The 26,890-nt window shown below is 73.0% G+C and carries 18 protein-coding genes; 11 read left to right on the forward strand and 7 right to left on the reverse strand.

Going from position 1 to position 26,890, the window contains the following annotated elements; genetic code table 11:
- Positions 1-87: 87 nt before the first annotated feature.
- The 3 genes from ACFWYS_RS22535 to ACFWYS_RS22545 form a co-directional block, all read right to left on the reverse strand.
- The gene (locus ACFWYS_RS22535; RefSeq protein WP_384771707.1) at positions 88-798 is read right to left on the reverse strand and encodes a peptidyl-prolyl cis-trans isomerase; all 711 of its coding nucleotides are present in this window, start codon (positions 796-798) and stop codon (positions 88-90) included.
- Positions 795-5,039: an NEW3 domain-containing protein gene (locus tag ACFWYS_RS22540; protein ID WP_384771710.1), complete on the reverse strand. Its 4,245-nt coding sequence runs from the start codon at positions 5,037-5,039 to the stop codon at positions 795-797. The genes ACFWYS_RS22535 and ACFWYS_RS22540 overlap by 4 nt, the downstream gene beginning before the upstream one ends.
- A 119-nt stretch (positions 5,040-5,158) precedes the next feature.
- Entirely contained in the window at positions 5,159-6,043 is an 885-nt protein-coding gene (locus ACFWYS_RS22545; protein WP_384771713.1) for a MurR/RpiR family transcriptional regulator, read from the reverse strand.
- A gap of 191 nt (positions 6,044-6,234) precedes the next feature.
- Here ACFWYS_RS22545 and ACFWYS_RS22550 point away from each other — a divergent pair, with 191 nt between their 5' ends.
- Positions 6,235-6,999 (forward strand): sugar isomerase domain-containing protein, encoded by a 765-nt coding sequence (locus tag ACFWYS_RS22550; RefSeq protein WP_384771716.1) that lies wholly within the window; start codon positions 6,235-6,237, stop codon positions 6,997-6,999.
- On the opposite strand, the gene ACFWYS_RS22555 is transcribed toward ACFWYS_RS22550, so the two are convergent.
- Entirely contained in the window at positions 7,000-10,089 is a 3,090-nt protein-coding gene (locus tag ACFWYS_RS22555) for a beta-N-acetylglucosaminidase domain-containing protein (protein WP_384771718.1), read from the reverse strand.
- Between the two features lie 141 nt (positions 10,090-10,230).
- On the opposite strand from ACFWYS_RS22555, the gene ACFWYS_RS22560 reads away from it, so the two are divergent.
- Positions 10,231-10,812 (forward strand): hypothetical protein, encoded by a 582-nt coding sequence (locus tag ACFWYS_RS22560; protein ID WP_384771721.1) that lies wholly within the window; start codon positions 10,231-10,233, stop codon positions 10,810-10,812.
- A gap of 98 nt (positions 10,813-10,910) precedes the next feature.
- On the opposite strand, the gene ACFWYS_RS22565 is transcribed toward ACFWYS_RS22560, so the two are convergent.
- Both ACFWYS_RS22565 and ACFWYS_RS22570 read right to left on the reverse strand, forming a co-directional pair.
- Positions 10,911-11,660, reverse strand: coding sequence for a DUF4142 domain-containing protein (locus ACFWYS_RS22565; RefSeq protein ID WP_384771723.1), 750 nt, complete (start codon positions 11,658-11,660; stop codon positions 10,911-10,913).
- A 104-nt stretch (positions 11,661-11,764) separates the two neighbouring features.
- On the reverse strand, positions 11,765-13,063 hold the full coding sequence (locus ACFWYS_RS22570) for an MFS transporter (protein WP_384771725.1): 1,299 nt from the start codon (positions 13,061-13,063) through the stop codon (positions 11,765-11,767).
- Between the two features lie 99 nt (positions 13,064-13,162).
- Between ACFWYS_RS22570 and ACFWYS_RS22575 the strand changes: the two genes are divergently transcribed.
- Both ACFWYS_RS22575 and ACFWYS_RS22580 read left to right on the forward strand, forming a co-directional pair.
- Positions 13,163-14,248: a DUF5937 family protein gene (locus ACFWYS_RS22575; RefSeq protein WP_384771728.1), complete on the forward strand. Its 1,086-nt coding sequence runs from the start codon at positions 13,163-13,165 to the stop codon at positions 14,246-14,248.
- Positions 14,249-14,420: 172 nt separating this feature from the next.
- On the forward strand, positions 14,421-17,360 hold the full coding sequence (locus tag ACFWYS_RS22580; protein WP_384771730.1) for a SpoIIE family protein phosphatase: 2,940 nt from the start codon (positions 14,421-14,423) through the stop codon (positions 17,358-17,360).
- A gap of 50 nt (positions 17,361-17,410) precedes the next feature.
- Here the strand turns inward: ACFWYS_RS22580 and ACFWYS_RS22585 are convergent, their stop codons facing one another.
- Positions 17,411-18,898: an alpha/beta hydrolase gene (locus ACFWYS_RS22585; protein ID WP_384771733.1), complete on the reverse strand. Its 1,488-nt coding sequence runs from the start codon at positions 18,896-18,898 to the stop codon at positions 17,411-17,413.
- A gap of 147 nt (positions 18,899-19,045) precedes the next feature.
- Between ACFWYS_RS22585 and ACFWYS_RS22590 the strand changes: the two genes are divergently transcribed.
- The 7 genes from ACFWYS_RS22590 to ACFWYS_RS22620 are packed head-to-tail and all read left to right on the forward strand — an operon-like array spanning position 19,046 to position 26,809.
- Entirely contained in the window at positions 19,046-20,302 is a 1,257-nt protein-coding gene (locus ACFWYS_RS22590) for an ATP-grasp domain-containing protein (protein ID WP_384771736.1), read from the forward strand.
- The gene (locus ACFWYS_RS22595; protein WP_384771738.1) at positions 20,299-21,144 is read left to right on the forward strand and encodes a Rossmann-like domain-containing protein; all 846 of its coding nucleotides are present in this window, start codon (positions 20,299-20,301) and stop codon (positions 21,142-21,144) included. The genes ACFWYS_RS22590 and ACFWYS_RS22595 overlap by 4 nt, the downstream gene beginning before the upstream one ends.
- On the forward strand, positions 21,141-22,217 hold the full coding sequence (locus ACFWYS_RS22600; RefSeq protein WP_384771741.1) for a PLP-dependent cysteine synthase family protein: 1,077 nt from the start codon (positions 21,141-21,143) through the stop codon (positions 22,215-22,217). Before ACFWYS_RS22595 ends, ACFWYS_RS22600 begins: the two co-directional genes overlap by 4 nt.
- A complete protein-coding gene (locus ACFWYS_RS22605) occupies positions 22,214-23,251 on the forward strand; it encodes a dipeptide epimerase (RefSeq protein WP_384771744.1) in 1,038 nt (345 codons plus the stop codon). Before ACFWYS_RS22600 ends, ACFWYS_RS22605 begins: the two co-directional genes overlap by 4 nt.
- On the forward strand, positions 23,235-24,437 hold the full coding sequence (locus ACFWYS_RS22610) for an MFS transporter (RefSeq protein WP_384771747.1): 1,203 nt from the start codon (positions 23,235-23,237) through the stop codon (positions 24,435-24,437). Before ACFWYS_RS22605 ends, ACFWYS_RS22610 begins: the two co-directional genes overlap by 17 nt.
- Positions 24,434-25,234, forward strand: a complete 801-nt coding sequence (locus ACFWYS_RS22615) for a class I SAM-dependent methyltransferase (protein ID WP_384771750.1) — start codon at positions 24,434-24,436, stop codon at positions 25,232-25,234. The genes ACFWYS_RS22610 and ACFWYS_RS22615 overlap by 4 nt, the downstream gene beginning before the upstream one ends.
- A gap of 15 nt (positions 25,235-25,249) precedes the next feature.
- Complete coding sequence (locus ACFWYS_RS22620) at positions 25,250-26,809, forward strand: ABC transporter substrate-binding protein (protein WP_384771752.1); 1,560 nt, start codon at positions 25,250-25,252, stop codon at positions 26,807-26,809.
- Positions 26,810-26,890: the final 81 nt, after the last annotated feature.

Consider the following 26,890-nt stretch of genomic DNA (forward strand, 5'->3'; position numbering starts at 1 on the left):
ACCAACTTCGGCTCCGATTGATGAAAAGGTGGACCAGAATTCATCGGAGGTCAAGAGGTGCCGTGTTGCTTTCGGGTTCAGTTCGCTTCAGTGGCGGTGCTCGTGGTCCGGGTGGGACGGGTCGCCGGGGTGCTCGTGTCCCGGGGCGTACTCCACACCCCCGCGCACTCCGTCCAGCCAGTCGAAGAACGCCACCCGGCCGGCCGCCCTGCGCAGCTCGCGTCCGATGCCGTCGCGGACTTGGCCGTACGTCAGGAAGTCCGCCGGTTCGGCCGAGGCGCCGTAGGGATCGACACCGCGCCGGAGCGCGTCCGGGGTCAGATGGCGGTCCCGGTTGCGGGCGTAGTACTCCCGTACCGCTTCCTCCGGGATGTGCTGCTCGCCCTCCAGTGCGGTGAGCAGTGCGCGGGCGGCGGGGGAGTGGGCCAGTGCGGCCGCGATGATGCTGCCGAGGTCGGCGACGTCTGCCTCCGGCACGGTCAGCATGGCGGCGGGGGAGACGTCCGGCGGGGCCGGTAGGCCGCGCTCCGCGCAGGTGCGGCGGGCCAGTTCGTCGATGAGTACGACCTGGGTGGCCCAGCGGCGGCGTTGGCGCTCCGCTCGGGCCAAGCGGTTCGCTGTGAGTGCCGGGGCAGGTTGTCGTGTGTCTGCGGGTTCGTCGTGGCTGGTCGCGCAGTTCCCTGCGCCCCTGGGGGGCGTTGTCGGACCGGCCGTCAGGAAGGCGTCCACTCTCTTTCTCGGGACCTCCTCACCCTGCACGCGAGCCGCGTACTCCGTCTCACTGTGCTGTTCCGTCATGGCGTCACCTCCAGCTCCACCGCCGCCGTGTACGCCACGCAGCCATGCCAGCCCACCTTCGCCATCAGCCAGTACGAACCCGGCGCCACCGCCCCGCCGTCCACCTCGATCACGCACTCCAGCCGTTCCCCGCCGGGCACGGTGAAGCCCTGGCAGCCCGGTGATACGCCCGCCCAGGTTCCCCATGAGGAGACGGCCCACAGGGCGCCGGTGATCGGTCCCCGGGTCGTGTTGCGCAGGGTCACCGGCAGCCGGGCCCGTTCACCCCGCCGTACGTTGACCCGCTCGACTCCCGGCTCTGCCAGCAGCGTTGGACCGCGATGCCCGTCCGCCACGTCCAGCGCCACGACGTCCTCGTAGGTCTGCCCGCCGTACGACAGCCGGGCGGCGAGCCAGTGCCGCCCCGGCTCGGCGTCGGGTGGTGGGGTCACCGTGGCCTCCGCGACCGTGAAGCCGCCGGGGCCCAGGGTGTAGGGCAGTTCGGCCGGTTCGACGGACCAGCCGGGCGGGGCGTGCAGGCTCACCGTGCCCGAGACGGGGGCGTCGGTCAGTTCCGAGGCGACCCGGACTGTCGCTGTGACGGGGCCGTAGGAGGCGGTGAGCGTGGTCGGAGAGACGTACACCGTGACCGGCATGTTGCCGCGTGGGGCGGGGCCGGAGTTGTGGAGCCAGTAGCGGGTGGGGGCGGGCTGGGCGGGTTCATGGGCGGCGACGCCCTGGCCGGGTGAGGTGTGCGTCGCTTCGGTGGCGGCCAGGACGGTGGCGACCTCGAAGCCTGTCATGGTGAGGTCGAGTGCCCCCTGGCCGTCCGGCGTCAGCGGCTCGCCCCGCCTCTCCAGTACGTCCGCACGCGCACCCTCCGTCCACTCCCGCGGCCCGCTCACCCGCGCCCGCACCGGCCGCCCGTTCACCTCATGCACCCGTACGACGACCCCGCGCCCAGGATCGGCCGCCGCCACACTCCCCCGCGCGAGCGGCGACCCGGCCGCCTTGAACGCGTCGAGCAGCACCTCCCCGGCAGGTTCGAGCCCCAACAGCACGGCCTTCCTGGGCAGTACGGCATCCTCGGCCGGCGTCCGCCTCAGCCGTGCCGTCAGCGGATGGTTGAAGGCGTGCCCGGCCTGCGGCAGCCGCAGCTCCCGCCAGTCGCCGGCGCCCGCGACCACCGCGTACTCGAACGTGTGCGACCAGCGCTGCAGTTGGAAGGCGGACCCGTCGGGCGCCGTGCGCCGGGGCGGGTCGACCCAGATGCCGGAGGGCCAGCCGGTGCAGGAGCGCATCAGCGACATGTAGAGGTCACCGGACGAGGTGATCACACAGCCGGGGGTGCCCCGGTTCAGGACCGCGAAGCTGCGCCCGTCCCACGCGTCCCCGGGCGGCAGGGCCTCGCCGCCGCCCGCCGCCGTGGCCGACACGACCCCGTCGTCCAGGTCGGCGATCAGCGCGTCCACCGCCTTGGCGTCGTCCTCGGGCCGGGCGCCCGCCACCACCAGCAGCGGCAGCCGCTCCAGGTCGCGCAGGTCGGCGCCGGGCACCCACTCCTCGCGAAGTGAGGCGCGCGGCGCGACCCAGACGGCCGCCACGCCCCGCTCGGCCAGCTGGCGGCGCAGCTCCCGCCCGGCCGCCGGGTCCCAGCCGAGGGCCTCGGCGACCACGGAGTTGCGCTCGGGCGCGCCGACCGCGATCCGGATGTCGGGCAGATTGGAGTCGACCTCCAGATCGCCGTAGCGCGGGCCCCCGGCGATCGTCGACGTCGCCGTCACGCCCACCCGCACCAGGGCCGCCGCGAGCGCGGTGCCCAGTTCACCGGCGTCGTCCCAGGAGGCGTACACCAACTCGGCGACCCCGATGGACCGTTCACCGAGCGGTAGCCCGGAGCCGTCGGCGACCGCGACCCGTGCGGTGGAGCCCAGCCCGAACCAGGTGTTGGCCGGGTTGTCCAGCGTCCACGGGAACCGCTCGCTGTCCACCTCCACGAACCCGAACCCACGCCCGATCACCGCGTCCGCCACCTCGTGCACCGGCAGCCCGCCCCGTACGTCGGAGGGCCAGCGGACCCGGATGAGCCGGTCGGCGCCGTCGTAGCCGTCGAGGGTGGTGGTGAGGTCGAGGCGGTCTACGCCCTTCCACAGCGTCAGGCGCTGCGTGTAGCGGAACGGGCCGAGGTCGGCGCGGACCGTGATGCGCGCGCCGGCGGGGGAGTGCTCGACATCGATGTCGGCCGTGACGTCCCGGCCGCGGGCGGCCGTCGTGCCGGTCGGTGTGAGGTGCCAGGGGCCCTCGCCGAAGCGCGGGTGCCTCGGGTACTCCTCCTGGACGACCAGCTCGTTGCCGATGTCGCCGGGGCGCAGCAGTTCCCGGCCGTCCTCCGCGAGCGCGCGCAGGCTGCTGACGGCGCCTCCGCGTGCGGGGTCGACCGTCACCTCGTAGAACTCGTTGCGGATGGTGGTGCCCTCGGCGCGCGTCCAGCCGGGGACGCTGCCCTCGGCGAGCGGGAGTGCCTTGAGGCCCATGCCGGGCACCTCCGGTACGACGACGCGGAGTGCGCCGTCCTCCCGTACGGCGGGCAGGGGCAGGCCGGTGTCGTCGAGGGGGACGAGCCCCGGGTCCTCGACCGTCAGCACGTCCCGCCGCTGCCAGGTCGCCGCGTTGAAGACCACCAAGTCCGGTGTGGCGCCCGGCAGTTGGGCGACCCGGCGGGCGAGGGCGTCGGTCGCGTCGGCGTGCACCGTCCCGGCGAGGTCGTACAGCTCCCGCCAGCCGGTGAGCAGGTCGATGTAGACCTGGTCCGACTCCGAGCCGGTGATGGCGTCGTGATGGGCGCCGTAGATCAGCTGCCGCCAGGCCTTGTCGAGTGCCGCGTCCGGATAGGGGTGCCCGGCCACCAGCGAGGCGAGCGTCGCCCAGGCCTCCGCGTCGGCGAGCAGCGTCTCGCCGTACCGCTGGGCCTGCTTGGTGTCGATGTAGGAGACGTCCTTGCCGGTGTAGATCGGGTTCATGTCGCGGGTCTGCGGGGACGCCTTGCGGCCCTCGGCGTCGAGCTGGGCGCGGACGGCGGCGAAGAAGTCGCGCGGGATGCCGCTGACGAACCGCGGCCAGACATAACGCTCGTTCCAGTCCCGGTGGATGCCCATCACCCAGCGGCACGGCGGTGCGTAGTCGCCGCCGACCGGGAGCAGGACGTTCCGGGTGAGCGCGACCTGCTTCAGGCCCTTGAACAGCTTGAGTGCGGCCGCCTCGGCCGCGGGCAGGGTGGGCGCGTTGTCGATCGCCCAGCCGGCGCCGTAGTGGTTGACCATGTACGCCGTCAGCAGGCCGCGCCCGGACGGCGCGATCCAGCTGAACTCCGCCGGGAACTGCATCCGCTTCGGGTCGCGGGGCTCCTCGCCGAAGACGGAGAGCGTCGGGCCCCACTGGTGGAAAGGGCCGCGCGCCCATGAACTGGAGCTGACCCCCGCGTCCGCCATCAGCCCGGGGAACTGCGGATCGTGCCCGAACGCGTCCAGCTGCCAGGCCGTCTCCGGGGACGCCCCGATGATGCCGCGCTGGAAGCCGTCGCCGTACAGAGCGTTGCGTACGGTCGCCTCGGCGCCGGTGAGGTTGGTGTTCGGCTCGTTGTAGGTGCCGCCCATGATCTCGACGCGGCCGGTGCGGATCAGCTGGCGCAGGAAGGCGCGCTCCTCCGGGAAGGCGTCCCAGTAGGGCTTGAGGTAGTCGACCTCGGCGAGCACGAAGGTGTACGCCGGGTCGCGCCGGGCCAGCTCGCAGTGGGCCCGGACCAGGCTCATCCCGGACTGGCCGCGCGAGTCGAAGGTGCGGGCGGGCAGGCCGGTGGAGGCGCGGTCGTCGGCGACGTCCCAGGTCTCGGTGTAGGCGCCCTGGGTGTTCCACCAGACGGGGTCGTAGTGGAAGTGGCTGACCATGAACATGGTCCAGCCGGGTTCGGCGGCCGTGAAGGCGGTGGAGTGCTGCGCGGCCTGGTCCGGGTCCTCGGTGTCCTCCGCCGTGACCCTGATGTGCGTACGGTCGCCGGGGGCGAGGTCGGTCGTCACCGGTATCTCGGCGCGTACCGTGCCGTCGTCCCCCGTGGCCGCCTCGGCGGTGCCGTGCACACCCGGCCCCTCCACGGTGAGGCGGACCGCACGGCCGGGAGTGTGCCCGATCTCGACGGCCAGCACCTGCCGCGGCCGGTCCTCGGTGCCGACGAACAGCTCGGTCGACTCGACAGAGATGACGCGCATGGGGCTCCTACGAGTACTCGTGGGGGAGCCCCATCCTGGCACCGGCGGGGTGGCTCAAACAACCACTCGGGCGCATCCTTGGTGGTTCATCCATGCAGTCCCGGACAGGCCGGGCGGGCTCAGCGCGTCCGGCGGGACTTCACCGCGTGCTGCGGGGTGATGTGGTCGGTCAGCGCCAGCGAGGCGCTCGCGCGCTGGTAGGTGAGCTGGGCGACCCGGACGTACAGACAGTCCACGAGCATCAGGACCGAGTGCCGACTGCTGATGCTCTCGGCGCGGAAGCTGGTCTCCGAGGACGACGAGACGAGCCGGATGTCGGCCGCCCGGGCGAGCGGGGAGCGCGGGTCGGTGGTGAGGGCGACGGTGGTGGCGCCGCGCTCCTTGGCCATCTCGAACGGTTCCAGCGTCTCGCGGGTCGCCCCGGAGTGGGAGATGCCGATCGCCACGTCCGCCGGGGTGAGCAGGGCCGCGGAGGTGGCCGCCGCGTGCACCTCGGTCCAGCCGCGCACCGAGCAGCCGATCCGGAACAGCCTGGTCTCCGTCTCCTGTGTCACGGCGCCGCTGCCGCCGACGCCGTAGACGTCGATGCGCCGGGCGCGGGCCAGCGCCTGGGCCGCCCGCTCGATCGCGTCGAGGTCGATCCGGTCCATGGTCTGCTGGATGGCCCGCAGATCGGCGGTGCCCACGACCTGCACGACCCGCTCCAGACTGTCGTCGGGCGAGATGTCCGGGCCGATCTCGGCGGTGCCCCAGTCGGAGACCTCGCCGCGACCGCGCTCCTGGGCCAGCTCGATCAGCAGATGCTGGTAGGAGTCGAGCCCGATGGCCCGGCAGAAGCGGGTCACCGTGGCCTGCGAGGTGCCGGTGCGGCGGCCCAGCTCGGCGGCCGAGCAGTGGGTGACGGCGGCCGGATCCTCCAGGATCAGCTCGCCGACCTTCCGCAGGGAGCCGGCCAGCCGGGGCAGCTCGGTGCGGATCAGTGTGGTGACGTCCGTCGAGGGCATGGGAAGAAGGTAGCAGCCACCGTTCCGCTCACTTGATGAATACCAGGACCGAATGCCGGGGGCCGTCCAGGGGTGGCGGCTCAGGTGGGTCATGGGCGGGTCATTGCCGGGGCCGTCCCGGGTGTGATTTATTGATTCATCGATGGAGTAGTACGAGGTGGTTCAATCCACCAGTGGGGAGTGAGTGACGCGTGTCCGACGACTCCGTGAGCGCCCGGCGCTTCGCCCGCGAGAGCATGGCCGTCCTCGACCGCACGACCGAGTCCGCCCGCGACGACGTGGCCCGCGCCGCCGGGCTGATCGCCGACTGCGTGCGCGCGGACGGCGTGATCCAGGCCTTCGGCACCGGCCACTCCCAGGCCATCGTCCTCGAACTCGCCGGACGGGCCGGCGGACTGGTGCCCACCAACCGCCTCAGCATCGCCGACCTCGTCCTGTACGGCGGCGAGCCCCCGAGCGTCCTCGACGACCCGCTCCTGGAGCGCCGCGCCGGAGTCGCCGGCCGCCTCTACGAACTGGCCGCACCGCGCCCCCAGGACCTCTTCGTCGTGATCTCCAACTCCGGCGTCAACAACGTCGTGGTGGAGATGGCCCTGCACGCCAAGGAGCACGGCCACCGCCTGCTCGCCATCACCTCCCTCGCCCACACCCGCGCCGTCCCCGCCGGGCACCCCAGCGGCAGGAAGCTCGCCGACCTCGCCGACGTCGTCCTCGACAACCGGGCACCGCGCGGCGACGCCCTGCTGGAGCTCCCCGAGGGCGGCGCGGTCTGCGCCCTGTCCACGCTGACCGGCGTGATGCTCGTCCAGATGGCCGTCGCCGAGGCCTCCGCCCTGCTCCTCGCCGCCGGGGAACGCCCGCCGGTGTACGTCTCGGCCAATGTGCCGGGCGGCTTCGAGGGCAATCTGGAGCTGGAGAAGCGGTACGCCGGACGGATCCGGCGTACCGCGAGCTGATCACTCCACCGGTACCGGCGTCAGCGCCACGGCGAGCGGGTAGGCGCCGGTCTTCAAGGCCTCCTTGGCGGTGCCCGACGCGGTGTCGACCGGTACGAGCGCGTTTCCGTCGGCCGTCGTGACGTAGGCGGTGGCGCCGTTCCAGTCCAGGCCGACGTCGAAGGCGGACCGCCCGACCGTCACCTTGGCGCCGGGCGCGCCCGTCACCGTGTCGACCGGTGTCACGTAGTCCCCGGTGCTGGGGCTGACCCACAGGGTCCGCCCGTCCGGCGACAGTCCGAGGCCGTAGGCCTGGCCGGTGACCAGCAGCGTCGGTGCGGTGTCGTTGGTGGCCGTGTCGATCGGAGTCACCGTCGAGCCGCCGGAGTTGGACACGTACACCGTCCGCCCGTCCGGCGCGGCGACGACGTTGAAGGGACGGGGCCCGACCGGAATGGCCCGGCCGGCGCTTCGGGTGGTGAGGTCGACGGGGCTGACCGTGTTGTCGTGGATGTTGGCCACGTACAGGGTCCGGCCGTCGGGCGTGACCGCCATGTTCTCCGGCCCGGAGCCCACCGGGACCGGTGTGCCCGCCGTCAGCGTGCCGGTGTCGATCGGCTGCACCGTGCCGTCCGTGTAGTTGGCGACCCAGAGCGTACGGCCGTCCGGGGTGAGGGCGAGCCCGGCGGGGACCCTGCCCACGGCGACGGTGGCGCTGACGGTGCCCTTCGCCACGTCGATCACGCTGACCGTGTTCGAGCCCTGGTTGGCGGCGTACGCGGTCCGGCCGTCCGCGCCGACGACGACCTCGCCGGGGTTGTCGCCGACCGCGATGTTCCTGCTCGTACCGCTGGACAGGTCGAGTGAACTCACCGACGCGCCACTGAAGTCGGCCGTCAGCGCGCGCGGCGTGCCCGTGCCGTCCGTGACCTGGACGGGGAGCGCGCGGGCGAGGAGCCCCGCACCCGACACGACGACGGAGTGGACGCCCTCGGTGACGCCGGTGAGGGTGACGGTGACCGAGGCCGGGGTGGTCGCCGTGCCCTCGGCGGGCGTGGCGGTAACGCCGTCGGGTACGTGGAGCCGCCAGCTGACGGTCCTGGCCCGCGCGTCGGACAGGTCGAGGGTGACCTTGGCGGAGGCCCCCGGCTTCAGTGACAGCGAGCCGGGCGAGAAGGCGGCGTCGATGCCCGGGTCGGGCGCGGTGTCCAGCATCGTCGTGTAGAGGAACTGGTCCATCACACCCGGGGAGACCTGCTGCGGGATGGCATCCAACTGCCCCCGCTGCGCCCGGAGTTGGGCCCAGTGGCGGGACACCGCGTCCGTGTCGCCGCGCTTGTGGGCCAGCAGCAGCTCCACGGCCGTCCCGCCCGCGGTGCCGTAACGGCCCAGCTTGTCCAGCCAGGCGGAGGTCTCCGCGAGGAACCCGGGGTTGTCCAGGCCGGCCCGCAACCGGCCCGGGGTGGCGGCCATGTCGGCGAAGTAGGACGTGAGCCGGGCCGCCGCACGGTCGAGTCCGCTGTCCTCCTCGTACGCCTTGCGGAACGCCTCGATGAGCCCGGTGAGCGTGGGGGACTCGGTCGGATCCAGCTGGGAGGAGTAGTTGTTCTCGGCGAAGATCCGCAGCCATTTCGCGAGCCGCTTCGAGGCGCCGGGCCCCGCGAGATCCCTCACGGAGGCGAGGAAGGCGGCCCGGGGATCGTAGGCGCCCGGGTTCCAGAGATACGCGGCCGACGTGAACAGCGCGAGTTTGCTCGCCTCGCCCTGGACCATCGGGTTGGCGGTCACCCCGGTGACCTCCTCGGCCACGCCGGGCTCCCGGCCGGTGCAGGGGCCGAGCAGGAGGCGGCTGGTGACGTAGTCGTTGACCGGGTAGTTGTCCCAGACCAGGATCGGGTGGCCGTACACCGCACGGGCCTGCCTCACCTGCTCGGCGGTGATCGTCGGCGCGATCACGCCGACGCCGGTCCACTCGACCACCACGGACGGGTCGAGCTTCTCCCGCAGCGCCTTCTTGTACGGGGAGTCGGCGAGGTCGGAGTACTCGGTCGGGACCATCTCCAGGGGCTGGAGGCCGGCGTGCCCGGCGCTGAACTCCCGCCACACCGTGTTCAGCAGCCGGGCCTGCGCGGTGCCCGCCGCACCCCCGCCCGTCCCGAACTCCGCCTCGTCGGCGGGGCAGTTCCACTTGGTGTAGCTGATGTCGTCCAGCGGGATCGCGAAGGACCGCACGCCGATCGCGTACAGCGAGTCGAACTTGGCGGTGAGCGCCTTGATGTCGGCGTCGGAGGAGTAGCAGACGGAGAGTCCGGGGGAGAGGGCGTAGGTGAAGCGGACGTGGTTGGCGCGGGCCCGGTCGACGAGCTCCCTCAGCTTCGCCAGCTCGGCGGGCGGGTACCCGTCGCGCCAGCGGGCCCGGAGATAGTCGTCGTCCTTGGGCGAGTAGACGTAGACGTTCTGTTTCGTACGGCCGTAGAAGTCCAGCTGGGCGAGGCGTTCGACGTGGGACCAGGGGGTGCCGTAGAAGCCCTCGATGACTCCGCGCAGGCCGGCCGTGGGCCAGTCGCGGACGTTCACCGCGGGCAGGCGGTCCCGTGTGACGAGTTGGCGCAGGGTCTGGGCCGCGTAGAAGGTGCCGGTGGTGTCGGTGCCGGAGAGGGCGACGAGGGCGTGGCCGTGGGAGCGGCCGGAGGCGAGGGCGTAGCCGCCGGAGGGCAGTCCCGCCGGGGACTTGGCGCCCAGTCGGCTCAACACCGGGCCGGTGGCGGTGTTCTCGGTGGGGCCGCCGACGTAGACCGTGAGCGCGGCGGCCGGGGGTCTCTCGCCCGCGGGCACGGTGACGATGTGCCGGGCGCCGGCGTCCCGCAGGACGGATTGCACGAGGCGCCGGGCGGAGGGGTCGGTGTCCGGGCCGACGACCTCGACGACCCGGTCCGGGACGGCGAGGCGGGCCGGGCCCGTGTGCATGCTCTTGGGCGTTGGCCACACCTGCGGGGCCCGGGCCTGAGCCTGGTCAGGGGGTGCGGACGTGGGCGCGGCGGTCGCGGACGGCGCGGTGAGGCCGATGGCCAGGAGCAGGACCGCTGGAACTACACGAAGGGATGGAAGCACGAATCCTCCCGGGGTGAATGTATCCACCGGGAGATGCTAGGGATGCTGAATGTTTCATTCAATGGGGCGGTTCGGGAGGCAGGTTTCCACAGGGGGCGCACACTGGATATGTGTGCCGTCGGTGCTCAAGGGGGTGTCGGCATGGCTGCGTCAGGGTGCCCGAGGGTGCGGTTGTGGCGGTGGCGGCGCAGCCCGTTGAGGCGGCGCAGCGACCTCGTCGAAGCCTGGGTCGTGCTGGCCGGATGGGTGTTCGCGCTGGTCGGTGCCCTGTTCGCGGGGCTGGCGGCGGCGGACGCGGTCACCCACTCCGCCAAGGAGCAGCGGGCCGCGAGCCACAAGGTCACGGCCGTACTCGTGAAGGACGCTGCGGATCCGGGTGCCTCACGGGTCACCACCGACCATCTCGTATGGGGCACCGTCCGCTGGACCGACCCGGACGGTACGACCCACACCGACGACGCTCGGGTGCCGCCCAAGACGCACGCGGGCAGCAAGGTCGTGGTGTGGGCCGACCGGCACGGCGCCGTCGTCAACGAGCCGCTGACCGAGACCGAGATCCTGCTCCACGCGGTCGCCGGAGGCATCCTGGCCGGCTGGGCCGCGGGCGGCGTCGTGCTCGGCTGCACCTGGGTGGTACGGCTGGGGCTGGAGCGGCGGCGGATGGACGAGTGGGCCGCGGAGTGGGAGCGGATGGACACGCCGTGGGGGTGGAAGACGGGCTGACTTGCCGTCTCACCCCGTGGGGTGGCAGACGGGCCGTCGTGCCGTCTCACCGCACGGCACGACCAGCAGCACGATCCGGGGGCGGCCCATCGCCGCCGTCACTTCACGTCAGCGCTCGGCAGCGCCGACGGGGACGCGGTGTTCAGGTCCTCCAGTCCCTTGGGGATGGAGAGCGTGAGGACCGGCGAGCCCGGCTGGGGTGCGGGCGGGGTCATCTGGTCCTTGGGGAGCTTCGGCGGGGTGGTCTGCTGGAAGTTGTTCGCGTCGAAGTTCACCAGGCCGGTCTTCTCCAGGACCGTCATGTGGTCGAGCACGGTGTCGTTGGCCAGGTCCGCCAGCTGACGGACCAGGCTGTTCTGCGTGGTGCCCCGGATCTTCGCGATCGCCGGGAAGATCTGCCCGTGCGTCACCCGCATGATCGCGACGCCCGTGGCGTCGAACTCCTTGCCCGTCTTGGAGTCCACCGTCGCCACGAACTGCTGCTGCTGCGGGCTGGCCTGGTTCGGCAGCGTGATGTTCAGCTGGGACGCGAGCTTGCGGCAGGCGAGGTCGAGCCGGGCATGTCCGACGACCAGGTGCTTGCCGGCCTCCTTCATCTCCGGGGTCGTCCCGCGCTGCATCGCCATCATGCCCAGCGGGTGCTCCCACAGGCCCGCCGCGCGGACCTTGACGACGAAGTCCCGGTCCGCCTCGGTCAGGGGCCCGAACTGCGTATTGGTGATGACACGGTCCTGGCTGGTGGAGGTGTTGTCCAGGCCCAGCATGGCCGGGTAGGCGAGCGCGGAGAGGGTGAGGACTAGCGCGCCTCCCACGAAGACGGTTCCTACCATGCGGCGCGAGATGGGCATCGTGCCTCCTGACGTGAGCGGCTTGGTCCCCAGGAAGTACGGATGGAACACGCGAAACAATCATCGCCGCGGGAAAAAACTTACGACCCGCTGTGCGTCGTCGGTCACACGCCACCGTGAACCGCCTGCTCGGCCCCGGCCGCCCGGTGACCGCGGCCGCTGTGCCCCGGTTCCTGATCCTTCTCGGCGGCGACAGCGGAGGCCGAGACGAGCGTCGCGGCGGCGAGGCCGCCCCACAGGGCGGTCGGGCCGTGGGGCGCGAGGGCGGTGATGACGGCCGGGGACACGGCGAGTCCGAGGCCCGTGGAGAGTTCGAACCGGGCGAGGGTACGGCCCAGGGCGTGGGCCGGGGCGAGGTGGGTGACGAGGGCGGTGGCGCTGCCGGCGTAGACGATCTCCCCGAGGGTGCAGAGCACGGACACCGCGGCGACGGCCGGGGCACCCCAGCCGCGTCCCAGCGAGGTGGCCGCGAGGAAGCCCAGGTAGGACACGGTGAGGAGGACACCGGCGAGCGCCAGCACCGTGCGCCGGGAGTAGCGGGACAGCAGCACGGTGACCGGCACCTGGAGGGTGACCACCAGCACCGTGTTGGCCACGAAGATGGCCGCCGACCACACCGGGGACGCGTCCAGCTGGGTCACCAGGATCAACGGGAGCGCGATCTCGGGGACGTTGAGGCAGAAGACGTAGACCACGTTGGCGGCCAGCAGCGCGCGCATCCGGGGCACCGCACCGTCGCCCCCGGCCCCAGCCTTAGCCCCAGTCCCGGCCCCGTCCACGTCCTTGGCCAGGGCGGCGGCCGGACGCGCGTGCAGATGGACCGACCAGGCCACGGCCGCCGCGGTCAGATAGGCGAGCCCGGTCACAGCGGCCAGTGCCCGCAACGCCGTCGGGCCGCCCGCCAGGGACACGGTCGCGATGAGCGCGCCCACGCCCAGACCGGCGTTGCGCAGGGCGCGGCCTGCCGCGAGCGCGGCGTCGCGGTCCCGGCCATGGGCGACCGTGGCCACGACGGCCGCGTGTGCGGCCGGCCATGCCTGGTTGCCTACGCCGAAGAACAGCGCCGCCGTCCCGAACAGCCAGACGTGCCCCGCCGGAGTGGCCAGCAGCAGTACCACGCCCAGCACCCGGACCAGCATCGACGCCGCCACGACCGTGCTGCGCGCACCCCGGTCCAGCCACCGGCCCACCGCGGGCATGCACACCAGACCCGCGACCACGCCGACCGTCATGGCGACGCCGGTGACCGGCGCGGACAGCTTCAGCACCGTCACTCCGTACAGCAGCAGAAAGGGCCGCAGCAGGCCGGTGCCGAGCGCGTCCACGGCCAGGGCGACGGCATAGCGGGGGCCTCCGGAGGCGCGGACGAGCGCACGGGGCCGGATCTTGGTGGTGGTGGGCATGGTGCCAACGGTGCGTGCGGCCGTCGGGGCGGCCACGTCGGTTGACGGACACCGTCAATCGACGTCGTCAGCGGCCGTCCGGTCGGTGATGATCAGGGGATGACGTTGAGGATCGACATCGGCGGACTGCCGTCCGAGGGGCTGCGGTTCGCCGCCTCCCCGCTGGCCGAGCTGACCGCGATGCTGCACGTCCTGGCCGAGCCCGGCCATCATCCGCAGTTCGCCGGCTGGGCCGGGGACGTCTGGGCCGGGCTGCGGCCGGAGCTTGCCGAGCGGCTGCGGGAGGCGGAGTTCCTCTGGCGTTCCTCACAGGCCGACTTCCTGATCCCGGCCCGGCCCCGGCCGACCCTCGCCGAGGAGTTGGACGACGTGGACCGGATCGACGACGAGAGGTATGTGACCGCCGCGCTCGTCACCACGTGCGGCGGCAACCGGGTCCGCTTCGCCGCACCGTCGCCCCTCACCGACGCGACCGCGCGCGAGCGGGCCCTGGACGTGGCCCAGGCCCGCGGCGCCCTGCAGGAGGCCTTCGCGGAACGGCTGCTCGCCGACCCGGCCGCGGTGCGGGCGCGGGTGCGCGACACCCTCGAACAGTGCGCCGAGGCGTTCTTCGACGCCGCCTGGGCGGGCGTCGCCGTGCAGCTCGCCACCGATCTGCGCCTGAAGAACGACCTGCTCAAGCACCAGGGCATCGGCGCGGCGCTCGCCTCGGTCTCCGGCGCGGTCAGGCTGGCCCCGGACGGCGACCGCATCGTCGTGGACAAACTCCAGGACAAGGCGACCACCGCCCACGGCATCGGGATCACCTTCATCCCCAGCGTCTACGGCCGCCCGCACCTGCTGGCCGTCCACGCACCCGGCTGGCAGCCGGTGGTGCAGTACCCCGTGGCCGAGCCGGGTCCGGCGGAACCGGTCCCCCTGGAAACGGTCACCCTACGGCTGGAAGCCCTCGCCCACCCGGTACGACTGCGGCTCCTGCGCACCCTGGCCCGCGGCCCCCACACCACCGGCGAACTGGCCCACGCCTGGGAACTCACACCCCCGGAGGTCTCCCGCCACCTCACCGTCCTGCGCCGCGCGGGCCTCCTCACGACCAGGCGACACGGCCGCTACGTCCGCTACACCGTCGACCTGCCCGCCGTGACGGCACTGGGCACCGACCTGCTGGCGGCCGTACTGCGCTGAACGGCACCCGCGGTTCCACGCCCTCGCAACGTCCTCGGTGCGGCCCGCGACGCCCAGGTGAGCCGTTGTGAGGCGCGTCACATTGGGACTAGGGTGAGAGCGCTTGTAGAAGCCCACCGGGCCGTGGGCCGAGCGGCGGCGCGCGCGATCCGGCCGGCTTCGGGTGAGGGAAGTGATCCCGTTGTCCGTCGCCTGGGACGACATCGGCGGGCTCGTCGATGCGCACGAACGGTTCCTCGCCGGCTCACCGGTCGAGTCGGACGTTCGCGACTCCGTGCTCGACTCCTGGAAGCGCTGCCGCTCCGTCGGCCTGGAGCCGCACCGGCTGCTGGTCCGCTACACCGCGGACGTGGCCCTGGACGACCGGCTCCAACGGGCCGTCGACCCGGTCCTGACGGAACTCTCCGCCTCCCTCGCCGATGTCGGCATGACGATCGCGCTCTGCGACGGACAAGGCCGCATGGTCCAACGGCTCGGCGGGGACCGGCAGTTGTGCGAGCGCCTCGACGCGGTGCAGTTCGCGCCCGGCTTCGACGCCTCGGAGCAGGTCGTGGGCACCAACGGCATCGGCACCGCCCTCGCCGAGCGCGGCCCCGTCTACGTCGTCGGCCGGGAGCACTTCGCCGACTGTCTGCAGCCCTTCGCCTGTGCGGGCGCGCCCGTGCGGGACCCGCTCAGCGGGCGGATCGAGGCCGTCCTCGATCTGACCTGTCTGCGCGACCAGGGCGACCCGGCCATGGTGGGGATGGTCCGCGAGGCCGCCCGGGACATCGAGGCCCGGCTGCTGGAGCAGGCCACCGAACGGGAACACGCGCTGCTCGCCGCGTACCGGCGGGCCGACGGTCATGCGCGGGGCTGGCCGAAGCAGCCCGAGCACCTGCCGCCCGCCCCCTACGGCGGCGCCCTCGGCCGACTCGACCTGGCGGTGCTGCGGGAGAAGGCCGAGGAACTCATCGCCTCACCGCACCGCACCCTCGACCAGATCACCCTGCCCAGCGGCCGCACCGCCACCCTGCTGCGCCGACAGGTCAGGGGAGCGGCGGGGGAGAGCGGTGTCGCCGTCGAGGCCCGCGTCCTCGGCGGCCCCCGGCTGAGCCACCTCCGCCCGGCACCGTCGGACACGCAGCCGCCGCCCACGCACGCGGCGGCCCGGACCCCGGCGCCCTCCGAACCGGCCGGACCCTCCGCACCGTCCGGCCCGACGACGGCACCCGCATCCGTACCGCCACAGCCCCTGCCTGCACCGCGATCCACGCAAGCGCCGCCCGCACCGGAACCGCAGCCATGGCCGGCACCCAACGCCGTGACGCACACCGCCGTAACCCCGCCCAGCCCGGTCACCCGACCCGCACCGGACGGTGACCGCGACGGCGAGGGCGACGGCGCCGAAGGCTGGCTGCTGCTCGTCGGCGAGCCCGGCGTCGGACGGCTGGCCATGCTCGCGCGGCGGCGCCTTGGGCTGCTGCACGACGCGAGCGTGCGGATCGGCACCACCCTCGACGTCACCCGCACCGCGGAGGAACTCGCCGAGGTCACCGTGGACCGGTTCGCCGACTTCGTCGCCGTCGACCTGCCCGACTCGGTGCTGCGCGGCGAGGAACCGGAGGCGCTCGGCGGCCGGACCGCGCTGCGCCGGGTGGCCATCCGTGCCGTACGCGAGGACCCGTACAACCTGTACGACGTGGGCGATCTCGTCGAGTACGTCCCGTCCACGCCGCAGGCCCGCTCGCTGGAGACCCGGCAGTCCGTGCTGGAACCCGTCCTGGCCGAGGCGGGCGGCTGGATCGCGCAGGACCCGGAGCGGCTGGAGCAGGTGCTCGCGGCGGGCATCCACTCCCTGATCACCGTGCCGCTGCGGGCGCGCGGCACGACCCTCGGTGTGGTCAGCTTCTACCGCTCCCTGCAGCCCGCCTCCTTCGAGGACGACGACCTGTCCCTCGCCCAGGAACTGGCCTGCCGTGCGGCGATCTGCATCGACAACGCCCGCCGCTTCACCCGCGAGCACAACACCGCCCTCACACTGCAACGCAGCCTGCTGCCCAGGGGCCGCGCCGAGCAGAGCGCCGTCGAGGTCGCCTACCGCTATCTGCCCGCGCAGGCCGGGGTCGGCGGCGACTGGTTCGACGTGATCCCGCTGTCCGGCGCCCGGGTCGCGCTGGTGGTGGGCGATGTCGTCGGGCACGGGCTGCACGCCGCCGCCACGATGGGCCGACTGCGCACCGCCGTCCACAACTTCGCCTCCCTGGACCTGCCGCCCGACGACGTCCTCACCCACCTCGACGACCTGGTCGGCCGGCTCGACCGGGGCGAGGGCTGGGCCGCGGAGAGCTCTCCCGACTGCGGCATCGTCGGCGCCACCTGTCTCTACGCCGTCTACGACCCGGTGTCCCGGCGCTGCACCCTCACCCGCGCCGGGCACCCGCAGCCCGCGGTCGTCGCCCCCGACGGCACCGTCGAGTTCCTCGACCTGCCCTCCGGGCCGCCCCTCGGCCTGGGCGGCATGCCCTTCGAGACGGTCGAGCTGGAGCTGGCCGAGGGCAGCCAGCTCGTGCTCTACACCGACGGTCTGGTCGAGGACCGGCATCGCGACATCGACACCGGCCTGGACAAACTGCGTGCCGTCCTGGCCTGCGTCGACCGTCCGCCGGAGGAGACCTGCGAGGCCGTCCTCGACGCCCTGCTCCCGGCCCGCCCCGGCGACGACGTCGCCCTGCTCGTGGCCCGCACCCACACCCTGGGCGCGGACCGGGTCGCCCAGTGGGACCTGCCCAGCGACCCGGCGGTCGTCTCCCGCGCCCGGGTGGCCGTCACCGAGCGGCTCGCCGCCTGGCACCTGGCCGAACTGGCCTTCACCACCGAGCTGATCGCCAGCGAACTGGTCACCAACGCCATCCGGCACGCCACCGGCCCGCTCCAGCTCCGCCTGCTGCGCGACCGCGCCCTGATCTGCGAGGTCTCCGACGGCAGCAGCACCTCACCCCGGCTGCGCCGCGCCTGCACCGAGGACGAGGGCGGCCGCGGTCTGTTCCTGGTCGCCCAGCTCACCGAGCGGTGGGGGACGCGGTACACACCCGAGGGCAAGGTCATCTGGGCCGAGCAGCCACTACCGTGACGCTGCCGCCGGGGGGTTGCCGACCGGCGTCGAGGAGCGCCCGTCCGGTGTCATAGCGCGTCCGGAAGCCCCGGACCGGCGCACCGCACATCGGCCGCGGGCACCGCCCCGTCGACCAGGTAGGCGGCCACCGGCCCGTCCACGCACGCGTTGCCGCGGCTGGCGAACACGCCGTGCGAGTAGTCGTCGTCGAGGGTGACCAGACGGGAGCCCGGCAGCAGCTCCCGCAGTTCACGCGCGCCCTCGATCGGCGTCACCGGGTCGTGCGCGGAGGCGACCAGCAGCACCGGCGGCGTGGCCGGACCGCCCAGTGGGGTACGGCGGCCCGGGCGGTGGGGCCAGTACGCGCAGGCCGATGCCTCCATGCCGGTCAGGACCGGCTGCGGGTCCAGGCGCCGGGTGCGGCGGATGTCCGCCACGATCTCGCGCGGCGTCGGACCGGGACCGTCCGCGCACTTCACGATCCGGTTGGCCGCCTCGTAGTTGCGGGCCGCGGGACTGTCGAAGGCGGACGTGGGGCGCAGCCCGTCGGGGCTGCCGTCGGCCAGGTAGCCGCGCAGTCCGTCGGCCAGGCCCGTCCAGCGCTCGGTGCGGCCCAGGGCGCGGTAGACGGCACGGTCGAACTCCGCCGGACCGAAGCCGTTCACCGGACGGGCGGCGAGCCCTCGGCGGGCGCGCAGATACGCCTGCCGTACGGCATCCGCGTCGCCGCCCAGCCCGAAGCGCTCCGGGTGCGCGGCGGTCCAGGCGAAGAAGGTGTCGCGGGCGCGCAGCATCGCACGGCTCTGGACGACGTCGAAGTCGTACCAGTCCCAGGGGCCGACCACACTGTCCAGCACCATGCGGCCGACCCGGTGCGGAAAGCGGGCCGCGTAGGCCGCGCCCAGGTAACTGCCGTACGAGACACCGAGGAAGCCCGTGCGCGGCTCGCCCAGCGCGGCACGGATGGCGTCCATGTCGTAAGCCGTCTGCTCGGTGGACAGATACGGCAGCACCTCCGTGCCCGCCCCCGTCGCACAGTCGTCGGCCATCCGGCGCAGTGCGGCGAGGTACGTCCGCTCGGCAGCCGGGGTCGTCGGCACCGGGTCCGCGCCCGGCGCGCTGAACAGGCCGCCCATCCGGCCGCAGTCCACGGGTGCGCTGCTCCCGACGCCGCGCGGGTCGAAGCCGATGACGTCGTACGCGCGCCGCACGCTCGCGGGGAGTTTGGCGCGCTTGGTCACCGCGTAGGCGAGCCCGGAGCCGCCCGGGCCGCCGGGGTTCACCAGCAGGATGCCGCGCCGCTCGGCCGGGGTGCCGGAGGCGGGGACCCGGGAGACGGCGATCTCGATGCGCGGGCCGGACGGGTGGCGCCGGTCGAGCGGGACGGAGAGACGCCCGCACTCCACACGGTCCGGCGCGGGCGGCTTCGGTACGGAGTCCGGGCAGGCACCGAAGGAGAGGGAGGCGGAGGCCCGGGCGGGACCGGCGGTGGGGAGCAGGGCCGCGGCGGCCACGAGGGCGCACAGCAGGGCGGTGGGGCGGGGTGGCAGAGACAAGTGGTCACTCCGAGGCAGGTGGGTAAGAACGGGCTAGCAAATGAAAATGATTATCGATAGCGTGTGCCAGTCAAGTCCGGCCCCCTCCCGCCGAGGGGCGCCCCGGGCTGCCCGAAAGTCTGAACGCACGGCACGAAAAGGGGAGTTGTGGCTCATCTGCTGGTGGTAGAGAGCTGGGTCGGGTCGATGAGCAGGCTGCTGCCACGCGCGATCCGGGAGGGCGGACACGAGTTCACCTTCCTCACCCGGGACCTGCACCACTATCTGCGCTCGGCGCCCGAAGGAGCCGCCCATCCGCTGCTCGGCGCCCGCAATGTGATCACCGCCGACACCAACGACCTCGGCGCCCTGCTGCCCGAGGCGGCACGGCTGCACTCGGTCCTGGGTTTCGACGGTGTGATCACCTCTTGCGACTACTACCTGCCTACGGTGGCCCGGATCGCCGGGCACCTCGGCCTGCCCGGCCCCGGTCCCGAGGCGGTGGAGAACGCCTGCCGCAAGGACGCCACCCGACGTGTCCTCGCCGACGCGGGCCTGCCCGGACCGCGCTTCGCCGTGCACGAGGAGTGGGCCGACCTCGCGCGGGCCGCGAAGGAGATCGGCTATCCGCTCGTCGTCAAGCCGGTCGACCTGTGCGCGGGCATGTATGTGCGGCGCGTGGACGACGAGAGTCAACTCGCCGATGCCGTACGGGCGTTGGGTGAGTTTCCGGTCAACGCCCGGGGGCAGCGGCGCACCGCCGCCGTACTCCTCGAAGAGCTCCTCGACGGCCCCGAGGTGAGCGTCGAGACCGTGTCGTACCGGGGTGCGGTGCACATGGTCGGCGTCACCGACAAGAGCATCGGCGGAGCGCCCGCCTTCATCGAGACCGGCCATATGTTCCCGGCCGCCCTGCCGCTCGCCGACATCGACGCCGCCGAGCAGACCGCGCTCGGCGCGCTCAAGGCGCTCGGACTGACCGACGGGGTGGTGGCGCACACCGAGATCAAGCTGACCTCCGCCGGGCCGCGCGTGGTCGAGGTCAACCCCCGGCCCGCCGGCAACCGCATCACCGAGCTCGTCCGCCATGTCACCGGCATCGACCTCGCCGCCGCCTGCGTGGACGTCGCCCTCGGCCGTGCCCCCGACCTCAGGCGCACGGACACCGGGCTGCGCAGCGCCGCCATCGGCTTCCTCGTCCCGGACCGCACCGGCACCCTCGAAGCGCTCGACGGCTCTCAACTGACCGACCGGCCGGAGGTGTTGGAGGTGCAGCTCGCCGAGACCGGCAAGGCCGTGAAGGCGGCTGGCAGCAACAACGAGTACCTCGGCCACATCATGGCCGGCGACCCCGACGGGCCCGGCGCCCGCGACCGCGTCGAGGAACTGCTGGCGGGGCTGCGTGCGGGGCTGGTGATCCGATGACCGACCTCAGCGCATCGCCGACGGCACCCTGTCGGACGTACGACGATCTCCTCGCCCGCGTCCGCGAAGGCGCCCTCGGCCCCGACCCCCGCACCCAGCGGATCGCCGTCGCCTTCACCACCCGGCAGGCCGTACGGCACGACGGACGCGGCACCGGCTACCGCAACGAGGTCCTCAGCCTGCGTCTCGCCGGGGCCGTCGGGTCGTGCGCCGTGGAACCGGGGCAACTTGCCGACAGCGCCCTCGACGACTGCGTCGGCGCCGACGTCGCGACGCTGCTCGACCATCCGCTGCTCCCCGTCCGCGTCGCCGCCCTCGACGCCTACCTGATGCATGCCGTCCCGCACACCTTCGCCAACGGGGCCCGCTCCGTCCCGCTGCCCGCCGGGTCCTCGCTGGAGAAGTCCCGGGCCCGCGCCAAGACCGTGGTCGAGCTGCTCGATCTGCCGACGGGCGCGACGGTGCTGGTGGTCGGGGTCGTCAACTCCCTGCTGGAGGCGCTGCGTTCACGAGGGCTCGGATATGTCCCGTGTGACCTCAAGGGGGGTGTCACCGAGTGGGGCGAGCCGGTCGTCGGCGACGCGCTCGCCGCCGCCGGGAGCTGTGACGCGCTGCTGGTGTCCGGGATGACCCTGGGCAACGGCACCTTCGAGCCGCTGCGTGAGCACGCGCAGCGGCATGGCAAGCAGCTGGTGATGTTCGCGCAGACCGGCAGCGCGGTCCTGCCCCGCTTCCTCGGGCACGGCGTCAGCGCGGTGTGCGCGGAGCCGTACCCCTTCTTCTGGCTCGACGGCGGACCCGGGGTCGTCCACCGCTACACGTCCTGCGGGGGTGCGCGATGACCGCCACCGCCGTACGGCCCACCGCGCGCCCCGAGCTGCTCACCCTGCTCGGTCGGACCCCCGTCGTACGGGTCGCCACCGAGCTGCCGCACGCCCACCCCGGTTTCTGGGCCAAGCTCGAAGGGCTCGCGGCGGGCGGCATGAAGGCGCGGGCCGCCCTGTCGATGCTGCTCGGCGCGCGCGAGCGGGGCGAACTGCGGCCCGGCGCCCCGGTGGTGGAGTCCACCTCCGGCACCCTCGGCATCGGACTCGCCTTCGCCGGACAGGTGCTCGGCCATCCCGTCGTACTGGTCGGCGACAGCGAACTGGAACCGTCCATGCGGCAGTTGCTGCGCGCCCACGGTGTCCGACTGGAGATCGTGGACCGCCCCGCACCCCAGGGCGGCTGGCAGGCCGCCCGCCTCGGCCGGCTGCGCGAACTGCTCGCCGAACTCCCCGGCGCCTACTGGCCCGACCAGTACAACAACCCCGACAACACCGCCGGATACGCGTCCCTGGCCGCCGAACTCGGCGCCCAGCTCGACCACCTGGACATCCTGGTGTGCAGCGTCGGCACCGGCGGCCACAGCGCCGGACTCATCGCCCCGCTGCGCCGGCACTGGCCCGCGCTGCGCCTGATCGGCGTCGACGCCACCGGCTCCACCATCTTCGGCCAGCCCGCCCGCCCCCGTCTGATGCGCGGCCTCGGCAGCAGCATCCACCCCCGCAACGTCGCCTACGACGCCTTCGACGAGGTCCACTGGATCGGCCCCGCCGAGGCCGTGGACAGCTGCCGACGGCTCGCCCGGGGCTGCTTCGTCAGCGGCGGCTGGAGCACGGGGGCCGTCGCGCGGGTCGCCGCCTGGGCGGCCTGCGTACACCCGGGCGCGGTCGTCGCCACCGTGTTCCCCGACGGGCCGCACCGCTACCTCGGCACCGTCTACGACGACGACTTCCTCGCCGCCCACGGCCTCGACCCGGCCGACGCCGCCACCCGGCCCGTGGAACTGCCGCACCCTTGCGCCGCCGAGGCGAGCGGGTGGGCGCGGTGCACACGGGTCGCCGATCCACTCTCCACCGGAAGGACCGAATGAAGGCCCGCCTGCGCACCGTACGTCTCGAACTCGCCGAGCCGCTGCGCATCTCCCGCTCCACCATGACCGCCCGCGACGCCGTGTGGCTTTGCGTCGAGCACGAGGGGGTGACCGGCTACGGCGAGGCCGTCAGCAGCGTCTACTACGGGCTGGACGCCGACACACTCGTACGGCTGATCTCGGCCGTCGGGTTGGAACGGTTCGCCGATCCCGAGAGCGCCCTGGAGGCCCTGCCCTCCCGTGCCGTACCGCCCGCCGTGAACGCCGCCGTCGAGTCCGCTCTGCTGGACCTCGTCGGCAAACGGGACGGTGTGCCCGTCCACCGTCTGCTGGGGACTCCGAATCCGCCCGGTGTCGCCACCGCACGCACGATCGGCATCACCTCGCTCGCGCACGCCGCCGCCGAGGCCCGGCGCCTCGCCGCGAGCGGATTCGAGGTCCTCAAGGTGAAGGCGGGCGCGTCCGATCCCGAGGACGACGTGGAACGCGTGCGGGTCATCCGTGACGCGGCTCCCCGGGTACGGCTGCTGCTGGACCCGAACGGGGCCTGGAGCGTGCCGGAGGCCGAGCGGCTGCTGCCCCGGTTCGCGGCGCTCGGTGTCGAGGCCGTCGAACAGCCGCTGCCGCCCGGCGACCCGGACGCGCTCGGCGCCCTCGCCGAGAGGTCGCCGCTGCCCGTCATCGCCGACGAGGACGCGGTGAGCGTGGCGGACGTACGGCGGCTGGCGGGGCGCGTCCACGGCGTCAACGTCAAGCTCGCCAAGTGCGGGGGAGTCCGGGCCGCCCTGCGCATCGCGGAGCTGATCGAGGGCAGCGGGACCGAGCTGATGCTCGGCTGCCTCACCGCCAGCAGCCTCGGCCTCGCGCCCGCCGTCCACCTGGCCGACCGCGCCCGCTGGGCCGACCTGGACGGGCATCTGCTGCTCGCCCACGACCCGTGGCGGGGGATCGGCGGCGCCGACGGGTTCGTACGCCCAAGTGCCCTGCCCGGTCTGGGAGTCGAGGAGGTGACGGCGCATGCGGACGTGGCGTGAGATGCGGGGCTTCCCGCTCGCCGTCCAGCTCCTTCTCGTCAACCAGCTCGGCGTCAACACCGGCTTCTACCTTCTCATCCCGTATCTCGCCACCCACCTCGGCGAGAACCTGGGCATGTCGGCGGCGGTCGTCGGGATCGTCCTCGGTGTGCGCAACCTCAGTCAGCAGGGCTTGTTCATCATCGGCGGCTCGGCAGCGGACCGGCTCGGGGCGCGGGGCGTCATCATCGCCGGATGCGCGCTGCGGACCGCCGGGTTCGCCCTGTTCGCGCTGGGCGACGGGCTGCCGGTGCTGCTCGCGGCGTCCGTGCTCAGCGGGCTCGCGGGGGCGCTGTTCAACCCGGCCGTGCGGGCCTATCTCGCGCAGGAGTCGGGGGAGCGCAAGGCAGAGGCGTTCGCGTTGTTCAACGTGTTCGCCACGACCGGCGCGCTGATCGGCCCGCTGCTGGGCAGCGCCCTGCTCCTGGTCGACTTCCGCACCTCCGCCCTGACCGCCGCCGGCATCTTCGCGGTGCTCACCGTCGCGCAGGCCCTCGTCCTGCCCGCCCGCAAGGTCGAGCCCACCGGCAGCGGCGTCCTCGGGGACTGGCGCGAGGTGCTCGGCAACCGGGCCTTCCTCGCCTTCGCGCTCGCCATGGTCGGCATGTTCACCCTGGAGAACCAGCTGTATCTGCTGCTGCCCGACGGGGCCCGGGAGGCCACCGGGTGGGACGGGGCGGCAGGACTGGTCTTCCTGATCGGTACGGTGGCCAACCTCGCGCTCCAGCTGCGAATAACCCGCTCGCTCAAGTCCCGTGGTTCCAGGCCACGTTGGATAGCCGCCGGGCTCGCAGTGATGGGGCTGGCCTTCCTGCCGCCCCTCCTCGGCGCACCGCTCGTGCTGCTCAGCGCCCTCCTGCTCTACCTCGGCATCATGATCGCCTCCCCGTTCGTGATGGAGCTCATCCCCGGCTTCGGCCGCCCCGAGCTGACCGGCACGTACTTCGGGATCTTCTACGTCGTCTCCGGCATCGCCGCCGCCGTCGGCAACGCGGTCGTCGGCTGGGCCATGGACGCCGGGGAGAACCTGCCCTGGATGTGCTGTGCCGTCGTAGGACTGGCATCGGCGGGCGCCGTCGCGTGGCTGCATCGCCGTGGGGCGCTGCCCGCTCAGGCGGACCCGGTGCGCGAGGCGGTCGGCGCATGACCGACGGCGACCTCCTCACCGACGCCAACCTCCTCACCGACCATCCCGCCCTCTACGAGGCCCGCTTCCCCGACGCCGAACGGCTCGCCGGGCGCTGGGCGGAGGACTGTCTGCGCCGGTACGACGCCGGGCCGCGCGTCCTGGACATGGGCTGCGGCACCGGCCGCGACGCCGCGCACCTGCACTCCGCCGGCCGCACGGTGACCGGCGCCGACCTCTCCGAGGCGATGCTGTCGTACGCCCGTGACCGGCACCCCGGCCCCTCGTTCGTCCGCGCCGACCTGCACGGATTCGACCTGGGCGGGTTCGACGCCGTCGTCTGCCTGGACAGCTCCCTGCTGTACTGCCACACCAACGACCAGCTCGACGGCTTCCTCGCCTCCTGCCGCCGGGCCCTCGCGCCGGGCGGGCTGCTGGTCGCGGAGATGCGCAACGGCGCGTATTTCCTGGGCCGTACGGACCTCCTGGACCGCCCGAGGGTCGACTCCTTCACCTGGCGGGGGACCGCATACCGGTCCACGACCACCCTGACCGTCGACCGCACGGCCCAGCTCCTGCGCCGCACCCGCGTATGGACGACCGACGACGGTTCACGTCCCGTCGAGCAGCGCTCCGCCTGGCGGCTGCTGTTCCCGCAGGAGCTGCGTCGCTTCCTCGCCGCGCACGGCTTCGAGGTGCTCGAACTGCACGACGGGCCGGGGCCGCGCACCGAACCCCCCTGGCAGCAGGGCGGGTTGCCCGGCACCGCCGCCGACGCGGACCGGCTGCACGTCGTCGCACGCCTGCACACCCACTGACCCGAAGGACCACTCATGTACGACGAACGTTTCCCCGGCCTGCGCCGCCGCGGCTTCCTCGCCGCCACCTCGGGCGCCGCCGCCCTCGCCCTGGTCGGATGCGGCGGTTCCGCCGATCCGGTGGCGTCCGGGGGCACCCCGAAGCGCGGCGGCCGACTGCGCGCCGCGTTCGCCGGGGGCGGCGCGAGCGAGACCCTGGACCCGCACCTGGCCAACCTCTTCGCCGACGTGGCCCGCGCCAAGGCCCTCTTCGACAAGCTCGCCGACTACGGCGCCGACCTCTCCGCCGAGCCCCGTCTGGCCGAGAGGTGGGAGTCCAACAAGACCCTGGACCGCTGGCAGGTGACGCTGCGCAAGGCGACCTTCCACGACGGCAGCCCGGTCACCGCCAAGGACGTCCTCTACAGCTACCGCCGGATCGCCGACCCGAAGCAGGCGTTCCGCGCGAAGGCGTCGCTGGAGCCCATCGACCTGGACGCGAGCCGTGCCACGGGCGAGCGGTCGATCGAGTTCGTACTGAAGCGGCCGACCGCCGAATTCCCCAATGTCCTGGCAGCGTTCGGCGCGTACGTCGTCCCCGAGAACGCCACCGAGTTCGATGACAGGCCGATCGGCTCGGGCCCCTTCCGGTTCGTGTCCTTCGCGCCCGGCCGCTCGGCCGTCTTCCGCCGCCACGACGCCTACTGGGACGGCGCGCCGCTCCTCGACGAGATCGAGTTCGTCGTCGCCAACGAGGAGTCCGCCCGCGTGGGCGCCCTCCTCGGCGGCCAGGTCGAGTACGCCCATGAGCTCAACCCGACCACCGCGCGCGCCCACGAGGGCGGCGGCCAGATCGAGATCGTGCGGCTGCGCAACAGCGCCATGCAGGCGTTCTGCATGAAGACCGACCGGGCACCCTTCGACGACAAGCGGGTCCGCGAGGCGTTCTTCCTGATCGCCGACCGCCAGGAACTGGTCGACGGCGCGCTGTCCGGGGCGGGCGAGGTCGGCAACGACCTGTTCGGCAAGGGCTACGAGTACTACGCCGCCGACCTGCCGCAGCGCACACAGGACCTCGACCGGGCCCGCGCCCTGCTCAAGCAGGCCGGTGCCGAGAAGCTCAAGGTCACCCTGGACACCTCGGCCGTCGCCGCCGGATTCACCGAGGCCGCCGGGATCTTCCGCGACCAGGCCGCCAAGGCGGGCGTCACGATCGACGTGAAGACGGGCAGCAAGGACTCCTACTGGAGCGACATCCTCGACGGCGGCACCCTGTGCTGCTACCGCTCCGGCGCCATGCCCATCGAGGCCCACTTCTCCCAGCGCCTGCTCACGGACTCCACCACCAACGCCACCAAGTGGCACCACAAGGACTTCGACGCCCTCTACCAGCAGGCCCAGTCCACCCACGACAAGACGGAACGGGCGGCGGTGTACCAGCGCATGCAGCGCCGCCTGTACGCCGAGGGCGGGTTCCTGGTGTGGGGTTTCGCGGACTGGATCATCGGAACGGCGCGGAGGGTGAGGGGAGTCGAGACGAAGGCCCCTGCCAACACCCTCGACTGGGCACGATTCGACAGGGTGTGGCTCGCGTGAGTGATTTGCGGTTCGGCAACGCCCTCAAGGGGCGCGGGGAACTGCGCGACCAGCCACGACGGCGCAGCAGACGCACGACGC

The organism is Streptomyces sp. NPDC059010 (genome assembly GCF_042740355.1).
GTDB lineage: Bacteria > Actinomycetota > Actinomycetes > Streptomycetales > Streptomycetaceae > Streptomyces.

Excerpts from the sequence above, each read along its gene's own strand:
- ACFWYS_RS22565 (WP_384771723.1), bottom strand. The coding sequence starts at position 11,660 with ATGCCCATCTCGCGCCGCATGGTAGGAACCGTCTTCGTGGGAGGCGCG.
- ACFWYS_RS22620 (WP_384771752.1), top strand. The coding sequence starts at position 25,250 with ATGTACGACGAACGTTTCCCCGGCCTGCGCCGCCGCGGCTTCCTCGCC.
- ACFWYS_RS22595 (WP_384771738.1), top strand. The coding sequence starts at position 20,299 with ATGACCGACCTCAGCGCATCGCCGACGGCACCCTGTCGGACGTACGAC.
- ACFWYS_RS22535 (WP_384771707.1), bottom strand. The coding sequence starts at position 798 with ATGACGGAACAGCACAGTGAGACGGAGTACGCGGCTCGCGTGCAGGGT.
- ACFWYS_RS22605 (WP_384771744.1), top strand. The coding sequence starts at position 22,214 with ATGAAGGCCCGCCTGCGCACCGTACGTCTCGAACTCGCCGAGCCGCTG.
- ACFWYS_RS22615 (WP_384771750.1), top strand. The coding sequence starts at position 24,434 with ATGACCGACGGCGACCTCCTCACCGACGCCAACCTCCTCACCGACCAT.
- ACFWYS_RS22610 (WP_384771747.1), top strand. The coding sequence starts at position 23,235 with ATGCGGACGTGGCGTGAGATGCGGGGCTTCCCGCTCGCCGTCCAGCTC.
- ACFWYS_RS22575 (WP_384771728.1), top strand. The coding sequence starts at position 13,163 with ATGACGTTGAGGATCGACATCGGCGGACTGCCGTCCGAGGGGCTGCGG.
- ACFWYS_RS22600 (WP_384771741.1), top strand. The coding sequence starts at position 21,141 with ATGACCGCCACCGCCGTACGGCCCACCGCGCGCCCCGAGCTGCTCACC.
- ACFWYS_RS22570 (WP_384771725.1), bottom strand. The coding sequence starts at position 13,063 with ATGCCCACCACCACCAAGATCCGGCCCCGTGCGCTCGTCCGCGCCTCC.
- ACFWYS_RS22545 (WP_384771713.1), bottom strand. The coding sequence starts at position 6,043 with ATGCCCTCGACGGACGTCACCACACTGATCCGCACCGAGCTGCCCCGG.
- ACFWYS_RS22540 (WP_384771710.1), bottom strand. The coding sequence starts at position 5,039 with ATGCGCGTCATCTCTGTCGAGTCGACCGAGCTGTTCGTCGGCACCGAG.
- ACFWYS_RS22560 (WP_384771721.1), top strand. The coding sequence starts at position 10,231 with ATGGCTGCGTCAGGGTGCCCGAGGGTGCGGTTGTGGCGGTGGCGGCGC.